The sequence below is a fragment of the Stenotrophomonas sp. 116085_Sma genome, assembly GCF_056479585.1.
On record NZ_CM151057.1, the window covers coordinates 2,131,072 to 2,146,777 of the forward strand.

Consider the following 15,706-nt stretch of genomic DNA (forward strand, 5'->3'; position numbering starts at 1 on the left):
GCCGCATGCAGACGCCCCGGGGATGATCTCCCCGGGGCGTTGCTGTTTCTGCAGCGGTCAGAAGCGTGCGGTGAAGTTCAATCGCGTGGTACGGCCCGGGCCGGGCATCAGGCTCATCGCCAGCGTGTCCATGTAGTAGGTGTTGCGCAGGTTGCTGACCACCAGTTCCACTTCGGCCTTCGGGGTGAACTGCCAGCGCGCATAGAAGTCGTAGATCGCGGTGGGCAGGTAGATGTTCTGCAACCCGGTCGAGCCGGTGGTATTCCAGGGCTTGTCCAGCTCGTGGGTGGGGCCGCTGTTGTAGGTGCGGCGGATGCCGGTATCCAGGCGTTTGTCGAACAGGCGGAAGCCCAGGGTGCTGTGGATCGAGTACTTCGGCGGATTCTGTGCGTTGACGAACGAGGTACCGAAGCCGCCATCCACGCAATCCGGCGTGGTGTCCAGCTTGCTCCACTTCGCATAGGGGTCTTCGCGCAGGCGCTTGGCGGTGGCCGCGTCGCAGGTGCGCGCGCGCTGGTAGTAGCTGGCCGACAGGTCCAGGTAGGCGATGCCGGCGTCATAGCCGGACTGCAGCTCGTAGCCGGATACCGTGTAGTTGTCGACATTGTCGACATAGAATGCCCAGTTGCTGGAGTCGAAGCGACGGGTGATCGCGTTGTCGATATCGTTCTTGAACCAGGCCACCTTGAACGCCAGGCGGTCGCCATCGCGCCACAGGTCCTGCTTGAGCAGGCTGAAGCCGATGTCCCAGGAACGGTTCTTCTCCGGCTTCAGGTCGGCCACCGGTGCCGAAGTGCTGTTGCCCAGCGTCGATTCGAACAGGCTGGGCATTTTCCAGCCCTGCGCGTACTTCACGTAGAAGAACATGTCCTCGTCGAGGTTGAAGCGGGCCTCGGCATACGGTGCGAAGCCGTGGCCGGAACGGCGGATCGCCGGCTTGTAGCCCCATGCGGCAGGAATCTGCTTGGTGTAGAAGCCGTTGGCGCCGCGCGGGTCGGGAATGAAGCCATCAAAGGCGTAGCTCTGGCCCAGCGTGCTGTCGCCATAGGGCGTAGCGCGCAGCGAGTCGTAGGTGTAGTTGCCCTGTGCATCCGGGTGCCACTCCTTGTACCAGCCCGGCAGCAGCTGGCCGCCCTTGCTCAAGCGCGCGAAGGTATAGCGCAGGTCGCGCGATTCACTGACGAAGGCGACCCGGTTGCGGTCGCGGGTGCGGTAGTCGATGAAGCGGCCGCCAGCGGTCAGCGACAGCCAGTCCCACGGCTGCCATTGCAGCGACGCCACAACGCTGGCTTCGCGGCGCGTGCCGGAGCGCAGGTAGCGGTTGTTGTTGTAGTCCACCGGCAGCACCGGCGAATTCGGTGCGGTGTCCTCGTGCTGGAACGCAGCACCATAGCGCAGCGTCCAGTCGCCCAGGCTGTTGTTGAAGCGGGTGGTGTTGCTGCTGTCCACGCCCCAGCGCCGGGTTTTCACGTCCGACTGCAGGCCCGGGCCATAGGTCTCGCCCAGCGTGTCCGGCATCTGGTCGTTGGGCACGTCCTTGAACAGCGGCGTGTTGGCGATGTTGCTGTTGAACATGCGGCTGGTGGCGGTGGTGAACCACAGCGTGCTGCTCAGGTCCAGCCACGGGTGTGCCTCGGGCCGGTAGCGGTGGCGCAGCGAGGTGGCGTTGAGCCGCATTTTCCCGGGCTCGAACTGGAACATGGTGTTGGCCTTGTCCACGTAGGTCACCCATTCGTTGGACTCACCGACACGGCCGATCGCCGACGGCATGATCTCGCCGAAGCTGGAGTTGAAGTAACGGTGGCTCAGCTCCAGGCGCTGGTCGGGGCTGGGCGTCCAGGTGAATTTCAGCAGCGCCGATTCGTTGTCGGTATGCGTGTTCAGCACCTCATCGCCGGGGAGGTACATGTCCGAGACCGCCTGGCTGGACATGCCGGTACCGCCGCTGGACAGGTGCTGGTCGTCGTACCGGTGCGCGCCGTTGCTGCCAGCGAAGTAGTTGCCCTGGCGGCGCCGCGCATAGGCCGCCACCAGCTGCCAATCCTCGCCACGCTGGGCGAAGGCCACGCTGCCGTTCCAGTCGCGCGGATCACGCAGGCTGTTGCGGTTGTCGCTGCCGCGCGCGATCTGCTTGAACGTGCGGGTACGGTCGATGCTGTTGTCGGCCACGCCACCACGCACACGCAGGCCCCAGGCCTGGCCGTCGTCGAGGATGTCATCGACGTTCAGCGTTTCCATGTAGACCACACCACCGATCGCGCTGGCGGCGTTGGCGGCCAGGCTCGGCCCCTTCTCGATGCTGACCGCGCTGACCAGGTCCGGGTCGAGGTAGCTGCGCTGCTGCACGCCGGCATAACCGCGGTACACGTCGATGGCCTGCTGGCCGCCGTCGACGATCACTGGCACCCGGTTCTGGCCCTGCAGGCCGCGGATGTTGACGTCCAGTGCACCGCCATTGCGCACGTCTCCGGTGTGCACGCCGACTGCGCCGGCCAGCACGTCGCCAATCGACTGGCCGCGGAAGCGTTCCAGCTGCTGGCGGTCCAGGTGCACGCGCGAGCCGCTGTCACGGTAGACCGCATCGGCATCGGCCAGGCCCCACGGCGAAGCACCTTCGCTGGCCTGGCCGGCCACACGCAGGGTGCCGATCTGGCGCACGCCGGCATCGCTGGCGGGGGCGGCCTGCAGCACCACGCCGCTGGCATCACGCTGGAAGGTCAGGCCGGTACCGGCCAGCAGCTGCGCCAGCGCGGCCTCGGCAGTGAGCGCGGCCCGCACGCCGCCGCTGTGCCGGCCTCGGGTCAGGCGCGCATCGGCAGCGATCGACAGGCCCGACTGCTGACCGAATGCGGTCAACGCCTGGTCGAGCGGACCGGCCGCGATCTGCCAGTGGGCGGCGGCGGTAGCGTCCTGTGCATGGGCAACGGCCGGCAACAGGCACGGGGTGGCCAGGGCCAGGCACAGCGCGATGGCCAGCGGGCGAGGGGAAGGGCAGGGTAGTTTCATGGGGGCGGCGACATCCGCAATGGGTTCCCTTGTAGTGCCCGCCGAGCGCGCAGAAAGGGAACCGCCATTTCAGATCGGACGCACGACGGTCCACCATGGCCAGCGTTGCTCGATGCGGATCGGCAGGGCGCGCGCCAGCAGTTTCAGGGCCTGCAGGCTGTCCAGGCGCGGTAGTACCGCAGTGACATTGAGTGTGGCGAGCGCCGGATCGCAGCCCAGATAGCCCCGGTGGTGGCGGGCCAGTTCGTCGATCACCCGGATCAGCGGCGTGTCCTGCACCTGCAGGCGTCCGTCCTGCCAGTCGCCGCGCAGCGGATCCGCAGCGAGCGTTGAGAGCCCGCCCATCGGGCCGATCCGCACAGCGTCTCCCGCAGCCACGTCCAGCGCTGCGCCGAACTGCGGCAGGCAGCGCACCGCTCCTTCGAATACATCCAGCCGACTGCCCTGTGCCTCGCGCCCGACCGCAAAGCGGGTGCCGATCGGCTGCAGGCGCGCGCCCGGTACATGCACGGTCAGCGGCAAGCCGGTGAATGCAGGGTGGTGGCCGGTCTGCAGCAGCAGTTCGCCGAGCAGCAGGTGCAGGGCACGGCGACCGTTGCCGATGTCGACCGTCACTTCGCTGCCGGCGTTGAGCCACAACTGGCTGCCATCGGCCAACGTCCAATGACCGGTGCGCCCCGCAACCGTGCGTTGCGTCTGCAGGCCGCGTTGTTCGCGCAGCCCGTGCAGGCCAAGCAGGGCGATCGCACCGATGCCGAGGCCGCCGCCGAGGCTGCGAAGCGCGCGACGGCGGCGGCGGCCGGCAGCATCGAGCGCCGTTGCCGCGGCCGGTGCAGACAGCGGGGCGAATGATTGCCAGACCGACTCGACCCGGCGCCATGCATCGGCATGCCCGGCATCGGCCTGCAGCCAGGCGTGCCAGCGCTGCTGGTCGCCGTCAGACCAGCCCTGCTGGCGCAACGCGAACCACTCGGCAGCCTGCTCCAATGCCGGTGAAGCCATCACCGCGCTCATGCCGCAGCATCCCCGGACAGACGCAGGCAGTGCAGCATGGCCTGCGCCATGTACTTCTTGACCATGCGTTCGGACACGCCGAGCTGCACGCCGATCTCCGCATAGCCCAGGCCGGACAGCCGCGCCAGCAGGAACGCACGCCGTGGCCGCTCGGCCAGGCCGGACAGCATGTCGGCAATCGCGTGCAGCAGCTGCAGCGCCTGCGTGCGCTCTTCCGCCGAGGGATGCGCCGGCTCCGGTTGCGCAGCCAGCGCGGCCAGGTAGGCGCGCTCCAGGTCCGCGCGCTGCCAGTGGTTGACCAGCAGGGCATGGGCGATGGTGCTGAGATAGGCGCGCGGCAGGCGCAGTTCGGACGGATCGACGCGGCGGCTGAGCAGGCGCAGGAAGGTGTCCTGGGTCAGGTCGGCGGCGCAGTCGGCGTTGTGGGTGCGGCGGCGCAGCCAGCCCAGCAGCCAGCCATGGTGTTCGCGGTAGAACCCCGCCAGCGCGTTGCTGGAGGCGGCGGGCACGGCCATCGGCACGGGTCATTAATGAGAATGATTCCCATTATAGAGTGATAGGGCGGCGCACGACAAATCCTGGGCATGCCGCAGCGGGGGAGATCGCCGGATTTGCGATGCCCGGCGTGCTCGCCGACACTGCGGCTTTCCACAGGGAGTGCCCGCATGTTCAGCCACATCACCGTTGGAACGAACGACATGGACGTCGCGCATCGCTTCTACGATGCGCTGTTCACCGCGTTGGGCGCACGCCCCGGCGTCTTCGATGACAAGGGCCGGCTGGTGTACTTCAAGGATGGCCGCATGTTCATCGTCACCGCGCCCATCGATGGGCAGCCTGCATGCCATGCCAACGGCGGCACCATTGGTTTCACCCTCGACAGCGCCGAGGCCGTGCGCGGTTGGCAGGATGCCGGCGTGGCCCATGGCGGTACGGCCATCGAGGATCCGGCTGGCGTCCGCAGCATGGCCGGGCGCCAGCTGTTCCTGGCCTACCTGCGCGATCCCGATGGCAACAAGCTGTGCGCGGTGCATGTGATGTCGTGACGCACTGTGGGCAGGGCGGCGCGCGCGTGATAGCACGAAACCACGCGCGCGGGCCGTGATCGCAGGCCACAACTTCATGCTCTGTCCACTGCGGTTCAGCCAGAATCGGTCGGCTAATTCCTCGATCTACCGGAGAACGCCGCCCCATGGATGTACTGGAGCCGCAACAATCCCCGGTGCGCACCCTTCGGCCTGTGTTCGCCTTCGCGGCGATCGTTGTCGTGGCGTTCGCGCTGTTCGTCAGCCTGTTTCCGCTCGGTGCGGGCCGCCTTCTGCTGAAGGCACAGGACTGGGCCGCACTGAATGTCGGCTGGTACTACCTGCTGGCCATGACCCTGTACCTGGTATTCGTGGTCGGCGTGGCGCTGTCCAAGTACGGTGGCATCAAGCTCGGCGCCGACCATGACGAACCGGAGTTCAGCTATCTCTCCTGGGCCGGCATGCTGTTCGCGGCGGGCATCAGCATCACGCTGTTCTTCTTCTGCGTCTCCGAACCGCTGACCCACTACCTGCAGCCGCCGCAGGGCGATCCGGCTGCGGGCGAGGCCGGTGCACGGCAGGCCATGCAGCTGTTGTTCCTGCATTGGGGCCTGCACGGCTGGGGCGTGTTCGCACTGGCAGCGATGGCGATGGCCTATTTCGCCTATCGCCACAACCTGCCACTGGCGCTGCGCTCGGCGCTGTACCCGCTGATCGGCAAGCGCATCAACGGCCCGATCGGCTACACCGTGGATGCGCTGGGCATCGTCGCCACCGTGTTCGGCATCGGCGCCGACATGGGCTTCGGGGTGCTGCACCTCAATGCCGGGCTGGCGCACCTGTTCAACATCCCGCATTCCAACCTGGTGCAGATCATCCTGGTGGTGGCGATGATGGGCGCGGCGGTGGCCGTGGCCGTCTCCGGCGTGGAGAAGGGCGTGCGCTGGATGGCCAACATCAACATGCTGCTGGCGATCGCGCTGGTGCTGTTCATGCTGTTCGCCGGGCCGACGCAGTACCTGTTCAGCACCTTGATGCAGAACCTGGGCGATTACCTGGGCAGCGTGGTCGGCAAGAGTTTCGATGTGTATGCCTACGGCGGCCGCCCCGAATGGCTGGGTGGCTGGACGGTGTTCTACTGGGCCTGGTGGATCGGCTGGGCACCGTTCGTGGGCTTGTTCATCGCACGTATCTCGCGCGGCCGCACCATCCGCGAATTCGTGTTCGGCGTGCTGCTGATCCCGCTCGGCTTCACCCTGGCGTGGTTGTCGATCTTCGGCAACAGCGCGCTGGACCAGGTGCTGCACCACGGCCAGCAACAGTTGGCGCAGCTGGCGGTGGATGATCCACCGACTGTGCTGTATGCGCTGCTGGACGGCTACCCCTGGAGCCGCGCGGTGATCACGGTGACAGTGCTGGTCAGCTTCATCTTCTTCGTGACCTCGGCCGACTCGGGCGCGGTGGTGTTGTCCACGTTGTCATCGCATGGCGGCGCACCCGAGGATGATGGTCCGCGTTGGCTGCGGGTGTTCTGGGGCACGGTGATCGCGGTGCTGACCGCGGGCCTGTTGCTGGCCGGGAGTATCGACGCACTGAAATCGGCGGTGGTGCTGGCGTCGTTGCCGTTCTCGGCGATCCTGTTGTTGATGATGTGGGGGCTGACCCGCGCCTTCAGTGACGAGTCGCACCGCAGGCGCGCGCTGCAGTACCGGCCGTCGCCGCTGATCGGTGACGATCGCCACCACCAGGGCTGGCGTCAGCGCCTGAGCCAGGCGATGCATTTCCCCGTGCGCGACCAGGTCTACCGCTTCATGGATGACACGGTGAAGCCGGCGATGGAGGCGGTGGCCGAGCAGCTGCGCGGGCAGGGCTGGGACGTGGCCACGCGCTTCGAGGCCGGCGACATGGAGTTGACGGTGAACCACGGCGAGCAGCAGGACTTCCTGTACCGGGTGATCCTGAGTGGCTACCTGACGCCGTCGTTCGCCGCGCAGCAGCTGCGCAACCAGCGCTACTACCGCGCCGAAGTGCACCTGTTCGAAGGCAGCCAGGATTATGACCTGGTCGGCTACAGCCGCAAGCAGATCATCAACGACATCATCAGCCAGTACGAACGGCACCTGCAGTTCCTGCACCTGAGCCGGTGATGCGGTGGGTGCGGACCGTTGGTCCGCACACCCCTGCAAAGCCGAGCATGGGCTCGGCTCTACAGGGTTTGTCGCATTCGGCACGCGACGCCATCTACCGCCTGCTCGGCAGCCCGCAGCGCATCCGCCAGGTGGAGCCGCTGATGGTGAGCCGCTGCGGCGGAAAAGGGCGCGGCACGGGCCAGTGCATGGTCCTGACACGCATAAACCGGGCAATCGCCAGGCTGGTCGTGCTGCGGCACGCAATCGAGCGCGTGCGCGAGGATGGCGATGAGGCGCAGCAGATAGGCAACGATGTGTGCGAGGGCCTGCTGCTGGCCTGCCGTGGGCTGTCCGAATATGTGGATGAGCAGGCGCAGGTGACTTGAGGCCATCCCGCCGGGCGTGGCCCGCTGTCGGCGCGGCGCTTTGCAAGATTTTGCATGGCGCGAGCTGGGCAACGCGCACAGCATCTGCACACGTCAATCCGGAATGCCTTCTTGTCCTTTCTCACGCCACTGCATGGACCGACACATCTTCTACTGCTGGCCGTGGCCTGCACACTGCCTGCGCAGGCCTTGGCACAGAATTTTTCGACCAAACGCGCTGCAGATCTGGAGCGGCCTCCACTTCAGATCTTGCAGGACGTCATCCTGTGCCGCGCGCCGTCAAGCAGTTCGTACCACATCCGACAAGGTTTCATCGATGGCCTGGATGACCTGAATGGGAATCCTCGCTATGCCAACTGGAGAGGTACTCCACGATCGGACGGCTCAGGCCTTGAGATCGAGTTGCCGGCAGAGATCAGTGTTTTCGGCATGAATACGCGGAAGGTCCTTCTCAACTATGCTTCATTCTGGGCCATCCTTGAGGGTACGTCGCTTGATGACGTGATCCATCGCGGAGGACTCAAGCATAGGGCCGGACTCTATGACACCCACGATATCGTGGGCACCCGACCCGTGGCGCTTCGGACCATGTCAACTGGCATCGCCAATGTCCGCTCCATTGTCGCGCGGACAGTGGACAACTCGGGCAACGTTTATGTTGGCTGCGACGATGTCAGCGAATCCCGCCCGCGGGCAGGCGAATCAGACGACTTGGATACATCGGCTGATTACCACTCCAACGCGGGCAGGTTGAAGATCATTGGCGATTACCTCTCGTGTCGTCTGGAGCGCGCAGACGCCGCTGATTCTGCCGTTGCGCTGGTCCGCAATTATCACCGCGTCCCACCCGCAACACGGTGGAGTGGGCAAGCACTCAAAGACACGTCGGAGTGGCTGCTGCCGGAGCCCATCATGGTGGACGGCATCTCCGTTTCCAGGATCTGGCTCTCAGGTGAACACGCCTATGGTGTGGTAGAAGCAACGCCTTCGAGCGCGCTGGCCGGTCGCTGGGCAATGACGGCGACCAAAAGCGATGCGGTCGAAGCGCTTTTCGTACGCAGGCTTGACGATCGTGTCGCACCCGACGGCTGGATCGAGGAGCGCGAGCGCATTGCATTCCAGTGGGGGCAAGGCGCCACATTGACAGGCTGCAGATATGGCCAGTCCTACCCTGCGTATGGATGGTGGCCAGAATGGGACGAGAATCGGGAGGGCGATTGAGCTCCCCTCAGCCCACGGCGCGTGCAGCGCCTTTCGGGAGAATCATCAGGTTCCAGAACGGCGTCGGATCACTCCGGCGCCGTTCCAGATGGAGACAAGCCAAGCATGGGCTCGGCTCTACATCGGCGGTCAGAACCGGTAGCGCGCGCCCAGCGAGACGAACTGCCCGCGCAGGTTGTACTGGCTGATGTCGAAGCCGTTGGAACCGCCAGCCGGGTCGAACGGCGGGTCCTTGTCGGTCAGGTTCAGCACCGACAGCGACAGCGTGGTGTTGGGAATCCCTTCGTACGCCACGTACAGGTCCAGCTGGTGATAGGGCTTGACGCGGTCGCGCAGGCCCGGATTGCTGGTCGCGGTCGCCACGCGCTGGTCGTAGCCGCTCACGTACTGCAGGCTCAGCGTGCTGCTCCAGTCACCGACCGCCCAGTTCAGCGATGTGGTGCCGCGGGTACGGGGTAGCGCACCGTGACGGTTATCGCCGGCGCCGTCATACGGTGCCTGCCCGGCCACCAGCGGCTGCTTGAAGCTGAGCAGGTGGGTCCAGCTGCCGGCCACGGTGAAGTTGCCCCAGCCCTCGGTGCGGAAGGTGTGGTTGGCGTCCAGGTCCAGCCCCGAAGTGGTCAGTTCCCCCTGGTTGGCGTACTGGTTGGTGATGAACTGGATGCGCCCCTGCGCATCACGTTGTACACGACCGGGGAACAGCGTCGGGTTGTCGACGATGAACTGCGCACTGTCAGGCTTGACCAGGTTGTCCTGCTCGATGCGGTACCAGTCCAGGCCGATGCTGGTATCGCCATCCGGCGACCACACCGCCCCCACATTGAAGTTGCGCGAGCGCTCGGCCTTCAGGTCCGGGTTGCCGGTGCGGATGTTGGTTACGCCACGGCTGCCGCCGGGCTGCAGCGGATCCAGCGGATCGATCACCGAGCCATAGCTGACGGTCTGGCCGGGCGCGATCTCCGGCAACGAAGGTGCGCGGAACCCGCGCGAGAACGAACCACGCAGCAGCAGGCTGTCCAACGGCTGCCAGCGCAGCGCCACCTTCGGCGAGAACGCCTTGCCGAAGTCGTCGTAGTGGTCGCCACGGCCGGCCACCTGCAGTTCCAGCGTGCGGTGCAGCGGCACGCTCAGCTCGGCGTAGGCAGCACTGACCTGGCGCTCGCCGTTGACCACGTTGATCGCCGGGCGCAGTTCGGTGCCCGACAGCACCTGGGCGCTGGTGCGCGCATCCAATGATTCTTTGCGGAACTCCGCGCCCCAGGCGAAGCCGACCGTACCGGCGGGCATCTCCCACAGCGAGGTCGAGGCCTTCACGTTCAACGCGTGCAGCTTGTACCAGCCCGGACGCTTGGTCTGCAGGCGCAGTGCATCCAGCGCGCCCGGCGTGCTGGACGGGTTGAGGAAGTTGTAGCTGCCATCGCGCAGGATCTGCTCGAACGCATAGCGATTGACGAAGTTGTCGACGTACTCGCGCTGTGCACTCTGCGAGGTCAGCGCTGCCACTTCCCAGTCCCAGCGTTCGCCGCTGCCGCGCACGCCCGCCAGGGCACGGTAGAACACCTGCGTGTTGTCCTTCAGGCGCGGGCCGAGGTCGAAGAAGGTGTACTCGAACGGCAGTGGCGTGCTGCCCGGGTTGTTGGGATGGCCGACCGGCAGCACCGCCGGCACGTCGATGAGCGTGCCGGTAGCCGGGTTGTAGGCACGCAGGCCAGGGCCAACGGTCAGCGGCGCACTGAAGATCTGGTCGGCCTTGTTGTGGCTGTACAGCACGTCGGCGAACGCTTCGACACTGTCATTGAAGCGGTAGGTCGCACTCAACGACGCCTGCAGGCGCTCGGCGCCGGGCTGCAGGGTCTTGAACGGCTGCGCGTTGAAGGCGCAGGCCTGGCCGGGCAGGGTGCTGCCGAAATCGCTGTAGGGACGCAGCTGACTGCCATCCGGGCAGTTGGCGAACGGTTGCGGCGCGCGCGGGTTGGACAGCCAATTGCCACCGGCGGTGGACCAGCCGGCCAGGCGTCCGCCGGGCTTGTCACGGAAATCGCCGCTGCGGGTATAGGCGCGCTGGTCGGCGTCGAGGCGATCACGCTTGAGCAGGTCCAGCCCGAACAGCACGTTCCAGCCCTGCTGCTCCAGGTCGCCGAAGCCGGCCAGCAGGTTGGCCTTGCGTTCGTCCAGGCCGCCCTGGGTGGCGGTACCGAAGCCGCCGCCCACTTCCACGCCCTGGAAGTTCTTGCGCAGGATGATGTTGATGACACCGGCGATGGCGTCGGAGCCATACACCGCCGAGGCGCCGTCCTTCAGCACTTCGATGCGTTCCACCGCGCTGATCGGCAGTGCGTTGAGGTCGACGAAAGTGTCTTGGGTGTTGAGCGCGAAGCCGAAGTTGGATACGCGGTAGCCATTGACCAGCACCAGCGTGTTCTTCGGCGACAGGCCACGCAGGCCGATCGACGCCGAGCCGGCGGCGAAGCTGCCGGTGTACTGCTCGTCGAAGCTGTTGCCGGCATTGGCCGACAGGTTGCGCAGCACGTCGGTGAGAGTGGAGCGACCGGTCTGTTCGATCTGTTCGCGGCTGACGATCTGCACCGGATTCGGCCCGGCGGTGTCGCTGCGCTTGATGTTGGAACCGGTCACCTGCACGGTGCCCAGGGTGGTGCTGTCCTTGCCGGTATCGGCGGTTTCAGCGGCGCTGGCAGTGCCAGCGGTGAGGCCCAGCGCGATGGCGCCGGCAAGCAGGTTCAGGGTGGTGCGGTACATGGAAGCGACAACGCCGAACGGGGGAGGAGCCGTCAGTACCGCATGCGACCGCGTGCGCCTTCCAATGACGAAAGCGCATTCAGTTATACATCACAGGTTCTTAACGACCGGGATGCCCCGTTCGTGCGCGTCTGGGTTCTGGGATGGAACTGCGCCAGGCGTTCCCGGAATCGAGGAGGAGGTAGAGTCGACTGGGTAGAGTCGACTGTTAGTCGACTGCTCTTCCGCCCCCTTGCCGGAAACCTCATCCCCCCGCGCTACGCGCGAGAGTCGACTGACAGTCGACTCTACCGGGGCAGCGCCATTACCGGGACAGCGCCGTCTGCTGCCGCATCACGGCCGCAGCAGCACCTTGCCATTGCGTCCCGACCCAGCACCGGCCTTCGCTGCCTGGGCGATATCGTCCAGCGCGAAGATCTGCTCCACCGGCAGGGTCAATTCACCCTGCGCCGCACGCTTTAGCAGTTCGCCAACCAGCCGGCGCTTGTCCTCCACCGCCATCGCCTGACTGACCTTGCTGCCCCAGAAGCCCTTCACCGTGGCTTCCTTGTAGATCAGGCCGCCAGCGGGAATGCGCATGGGTTCGCCGCTCATCACACCGAACGACACCAGCGTGCCGTGGTGCCCGAGCAGGTCGACCAGGTCACCGCTGGCGTCGCCGCCGATGGAATCCACCGCGGCTGCGGCCTGCGTTTCGCCGGTGGCTTCACGAACGCGATCCTTCCAGCCTTCTACCGAGGTGTCGAATACATGATCGATGCCGAGCGCCTGCAACTGCACCACGGCGGCGGCGTTGCGCACCAGGTTGGCCACATGCACGCCACGCGCCTTTGCCAACATCGCCAGCGACTTGCCGACCGCGCCGTTGGCGGTGTTCTGCACGACCCATTGCCCCGCTTCGACATGCAGGAATTCCAGCAGCATCAGCGCACTCAGCGGCATCGCGATCAGCTGCGCGGCCATTTCGTCGGGGATCGCCTCCGGCATCGGAATCACCATGCGTGCCGGTGCAATGAACGCCTCGGCCCAGGTGCCGTCTACCGAGGCGGCGGCAACCCGCTGGCCGATCTGCAGGCCGTCGACGCCATCGCCGAGTGCATCGACCACGCCCAGTGCTTCACTGCCACCGATCGCCGGCAGCGTCGGCTTGTAGCCATACAGGCCACGCACGGTCAGCAGGTCGTGGTTGTGGATCGAGGCCAGCACGGTGCGGATACGCACCTCGCCGGGGCCGGGCTCGGGCAGGGCGGCATTGGCAATGGCGAGGACGTCGGCCGGGTTGCCGAAGGAGGAGTACTGGGCGGCGCGCATGGGCGGTGTTCCGGTGAAAGTTGATGTTGTACCGAACTGGGGACGCAGGGGATGTCGACAAGGCGTCGCCGCTGCAACACGGCATCCTGCGACTGATCGTCGCGACATGTGTTGATTACCGCATATTGTGTTGACGGCTCGGGATATCCCCACTATGTTGTGGCCGTCACTCCCGGTCAGCCGCCGCCGCCGGACATGCAGCAAACGTCCCGCGGCCCGCCCCTGAAGGCTTGCCGTGTCGACGCGGCCGCTATCGCGCGGACCCAGATCGCCCCCACGGCCCGGATACCGGCCGCAGGCGCAGGCCATTGCCGACGACCTGGTGTTCCCGCGCTATGGCATCCCACCCCGACCGCCCCGTGCGCCGGTATCGCGTGCAGGGCCGCCACGGCATCGACCGCCAACGCGCGTGCGAGCCTGGAGTTCCACCACCATGACCGACAGTACCTTCCGCGTGGCCGATCTGGCCGGCGCTGGCGACGCCTTGCGCGCCGGTGGCGAGCGTGTGCCGACCTGGATCACCAAGGAGGCCGGCAACCGCCGCCTGCCGTTCGACGCCGAGCGCCTGCAACGCAGCATCGATACCGTGCACGCCGAGTTCCCGCAGCTGGATGTGAGCGACTACCGCCGCGTGGTGCAGGCGATGGTCGAGCGCAAGCCCAGCCTCAGTGCTGATGACCTGGTCGACCTGCTGATCCGCGAGGCCGAGTCGCGCGTGGACCTGGTCGCGCCGGAGTGGGAACAGTTTGCCGCGCGCATCTACCTGCGGCGGCTGTACAAGCGCGCCAGCCGCAACCGCTTCTACGATGTCAGCCTGAAGTACGGCTCCTACGTGGGCCTGCAGGAGAGCCTGGCTGACCGCGGCATCTACAGCAACGACATCCTGCGCTGCTATTCCAAGGAAGAGCTGCAGCAGGCCGGCGCGATGATCGATCCGGAGCGCGACCGCCTGTTCGCCTACAACGGCCTGTACCTGCTGGCCACGCGCTACCTGGCCAGCGATCGCAGCCGCGAGGTCTACGAACTGCCGCAGGAGCGCTGGCTGACCATCGCGCTGTACCTGATGCAGGAAGAGGGCGGGCCTGGTGAGAGCGGCCGCGTACGCCGCATGCAGCTGGTCGGCGAGGCGTACTGGGCGCTGTCCAACCTGTACATGACGGTGGCCACGCCGACCCTGGCCAACGCCGGCAAGGTGGGCGGCCAGCTGTCCAGCTGCTTCATCGACACGGTGGATGACAGCCTGCAGGGCATCTATGACTCCAACACCGATATCGCCCGTGTTTCCAAGCATGGCGGCGGCGTGGGGGCCTACATGGGATACGTGCGCAGCAGCGGTGCGCCGATCCGTGGCGTGCCCAATTCCTCCGGTGGCGTGGTGCCGTGGATCAAGCAGCTCAACAACACCGCCGTATCGGTGGACCAGCTCGGCCAGCGCAAGGGCGCAGTGGCGGTGTACCTGGATATCTGGCACCGCGATATCGAGGCCTTCCTCGATCTGCGCCTGAACAATGGCGACCAGCGCCTGCGCGCGCATGATGTGTTCACCTCGGTGTGCGTGCCGGACCTGTTCATGGAGGCGGTCGAGCGCCGCGCCGACTGGTACCTGTTCGACCCGCACGAAGTAAAGAGCGCCAAGGGCTGGTACCTGCAGGACTTCTACGACGAGAAGCGTGGCTCTGGCAGCTTCCGCGACCGCTACGTCGAACTGGTGGCCGACGAGCGCATCAGCCGCCGAACGGTGAAGGCCATCGATCTGTTCAAGCGGATCATGCTCAGCCAGCTGGAGACCGGCAATCCGTTCTTGTTCTTCCGCGACGAGGTCAATCGCAGGAATCCGAACAAGCACGCGGGCATGATCTATTCCAGCAACCTGTGCACCGAGATCCTGCAGAACATGAGCCCGACGCGGATGATCCAGGAGATCGTCAGCGGCGATCAGATCGTCACCACCCGGCGTGCCGGTGACTTCGTGGTCTGCAACCTGTCCTCGATCAATCTCGGTCGTGCGATCAGTGCGCCGGATGACCTGCTGGCCTCCGATGTGCTGGAGCGGCTGATCCCGATCCAGGTGCGCATGCTCGACAACGTGATCGACCTCAACGCGCTGCCGGTGCCGCAGGCCACGATCACCAACCGCAAGTACCGCGCCATCGGCCTGGGCACGTTCGGCTGGCACCACCTGCTGGCGCAGCAGGCGATCCAGTGGGAATCGCCGGACGCCGAGGCGTTGGCCGACCGCCTGTACGAGCGCATCAACTTCCTGACCATCCAGGCCAGCGCACAGCTGGCCAAAGAAAAGGGCAGCTACCCGATGTTCGCCGGCAGCGACTGGCACAACGGCCGCTATTTCCGTGACCGCGACTATAGCGGTGCCGCCTGGGACGGCCTCGCCCGCGAGGTGGCTACACACGGCCTGCGCAATGGCTGGCTGCTGGCGGTGGCGCCGAACATGAGCACCGCGCAGATTGCGGGTTCCACGGCTTCGATCGACCCGATCTACAGCGCGTTCTACTACGAGGAAAAGAAGGACTTCCGGCGGCCGGTGGCCGCACCGGGCCTGTCGCTGGAAACCTGGCCGTACTACGAGAAGGGCGCCTACAAGGTCGACCAGTTCGCCAGCGTGCGCCAGAACGCGCGCCGCCAGCGCCATGTCGACCAGTCGATCAGCTTCAACCTGTACGTGCCCAGCACCATTCGCGCCAGCACGTTGTTGGAGCTGCATCTGACGGCATGGCGTGAGGGTCTGAAGACCACCTACTACGTGCGCTCCAACGACATCGACATCAGCGAATGCGAGTGGTGCGCCAGCTGATCGCGGCCGCCCTGTAGAGCCGAGCCCACGCTCGGCTCAGACGCG

At 66.0% G+C, this 15,706-nt stretch carries 10 protein-coding genes; 5 read left to right on the plus strand and 5 right to left on the minus strand.

Annotated elements, in window-relative coordinates; all coding sequences use genetic code 11:
• Positions 1-57: 57 nt before the first annotated feature.
• The 3 genes from ACZK0Z_RS10030 to ACZK0Z_RS10040 form a co-directional block, all read right to left on the minus strand.
• Positions 58-3,006, minus strand: coding sequence for a TonB-dependent receptor domain-containing protein (locus ACZK0Z_RS10030; protein ID WP_197632241.1), 2,949 nt, complete (start codon positions 3,004-3,006; stop codon positions 58-60).
• A gap of 69 nt (positions 3,007-3,075) precedes the next feature.
• Positions 3,076-4,020, minus strand: a complete 945-nt coding sequence (locus ACZK0Z_RS10035) for a FecR family protein (RefSeq protein WP_197632242.1) — start codon at positions 4,018-4,020, stop codon at positions 3,076-3,078.
• Positions 4,017-4,535: a sigma-70 family RNA polymerase sigma factor gene (locus tag ACZK0Z_RS10040; RefSeq protein WP_197632243.1), complete on the minus strand. Its 519-nt coding sequence runs from the start codon at positions 4,533-4,535 to the stop codon at positions 4,017-4,019. The genes ACZK0Z_RS10035 and ACZK0Z_RS10040 overlap by 4 nt, the downstream gene beginning before the upstream one ends.
• A gap of 150 nt (positions 4,536-4,685) precedes the next feature.
• Here ACZK0Z_RS10040 and ACZK0Z_RS10045 point away from each other — a divergent pair, with 150 nt between their 5' ends.
• The 4 genes from ACZK0Z_RS10045 to ACZK0Z_RS10060 all read left to right on the plus strand — a co-directional run bounded on the left by ACZK0Z_RS10045 (position 4,686) and on the right by ACZK0Z_RS10060 (position 8,781).
• The gene (locus ACZK0Z_RS10045; RefSeq protein ID WP_197632244.1) at positions 4,686-5,066 is read left to right on the plus strand and encodes a VOC family protein; all 381 of its coding nucleotides are present in this window, start codon (positions 4,686-4,688) and stop codon (positions 5,064-5,066) included.
• Positions 5,067-5,212: 146 nt separating this feature from the next.
• On the plus strand, positions 5,213-7,192 hold the full coding sequence (gene betT / locus ACZK0Z_RS10050) for a choline BCCT transporter BetT (protein WP_197632245.1): 1,980 nt from the start codon (positions 5,213-5,215) through the stop codon (positions 7,190-7,192).
• Between the two features lie 47 nt (positions 7,193-7,239).
• Positions 7,240-7,560, plus strand: a complete 321-nt coding sequence (locus ACZK0Z_RS10055; protein ID WP_457805773.1) for a hypothetical protein — start codon at positions 7,240-7,242, stop codon at positions 7,558-7,560.
• Positions 7,561-7,671: 111 nt separating this feature from the next.
• A complete protein-coding gene (locus ACZK0Z_RS10060) occupies positions 7,672-8,781 on the plus strand; it encodes a hypothetical protein (protein WP_197632246.1) in 1,110 nt (369 codons plus the stop codon).
• Positions 8,782-8,910: 129 nt separating this feature from the next.
• Here ACZK0Z_RS10060 and ACZK0Z_RS10065 read toward each other — a convergent pair whose 3' ends face one another.
• The gene (locus ACZK0Z_RS10065) at positions 8,911-11,538 is read right to left on the minus strand and encodes a TonB-dependent receptor (protein ID WP_197632247.1); all 2,628 of its coding nucleotides are present in this window, start codon (positions 11,536-11,538) and stop codon (positions 8,911-8,913) included.
• A gap of 333 nt (positions 11,539-11,871) precedes the next feature.
• Entirely contained in the window at positions 11,872-12,849 is a 978-nt protein-coding gene (locus tag ACZK0Z_RS10070; RefSeq protein ID WP_197632248.1) for a zinc-binding dehydrogenase, read from the minus strand.
• A gap of 433 nt (positions 12,850-13,282) precedes the next feature.
• Here ACZK0Z_RS10070 and ACZK0Z_RS10075 point away from each other — a divergent pair, with 433 nt between their 5' ends.
• On the plus strand, positions 13,283-15,661 hold the full coding sequence (locus tag ACZK0Z_RS10075) for a ribonucleoside-diphosphate reductase subunit alpha (protein WP_197632249.1): 2,379 nt from the start codon (positions 13,283-13,285) through the stop codon (positions 15,659-15,661).
• Positions 15,662-15,706: the final 45 nt, after the last annotated feature.

Coding starts and splice junctions, on each gene's coding strand:
- betT (WP_197632245.1), top strand. CDS start 5,213: ATGGATGTACTGGAGCCGCAACAATCCCCGGTGCGCACCCTTCGGCCT.
- ACZK0Z_RS10070 (WP_197632248.1), bottom strand. CDS start 12,849: ATGCGCGCCGCCCAGTACTCCTCCTTCGGCAACCCGGCCGACGTCCTC.
- ACZK0Z_RS10065 (WP_197632247.1), bottom strand. CDS start 11,538: ATGTACCGCACCACCCTGAACCTGCTTGCCGGCGCCATCGCGCTGGGC.
- ACZK0Z_RS10030 (WP_197632241.1), bottom strand. CDS start 3,006: ATGAAACTACCCTGCCCTTCCCCTCGCCCGCTGGCCATCGCGCTGTGC.
- ACZK0Z_RS10035 (WP_197632242.1), bottom strand. CDS start 4,020: ATGAGCGCGGTGATGGCTTCACCGGCATTGGAGCAGGCTGCCGAGTGG.
- ACZK0Z_RS10040 (WP_197632243.1), bottom strand. CDS start 4,535: ATGGCCGTGCCCGCCGCCTCCAGCAACGCGCTGGCGGGGTTCTACCGC.
- ACZK0Z_RS10045 (WP_197632244.1), top strand. CDS start 4,686: ATGTTCAGCCACATCACCGTTGGAACGAACGACATGGACGTCGCGCAT.
- ACZK0Z_RS10075 (WP_197632249.1), top strand. CDS start 13,283: ATGACCGACAGTACCTTCCGCGTGGCCGATCTGGCCGGCGCTGGCGAC.
- ACZK0Z_RS10055 (WP_457805773.1), top strand. CDS start 7,240: ATGGGCTCGGCTCTACAGGGTTTGTCGCATTCGGCACGCGACGCCATC.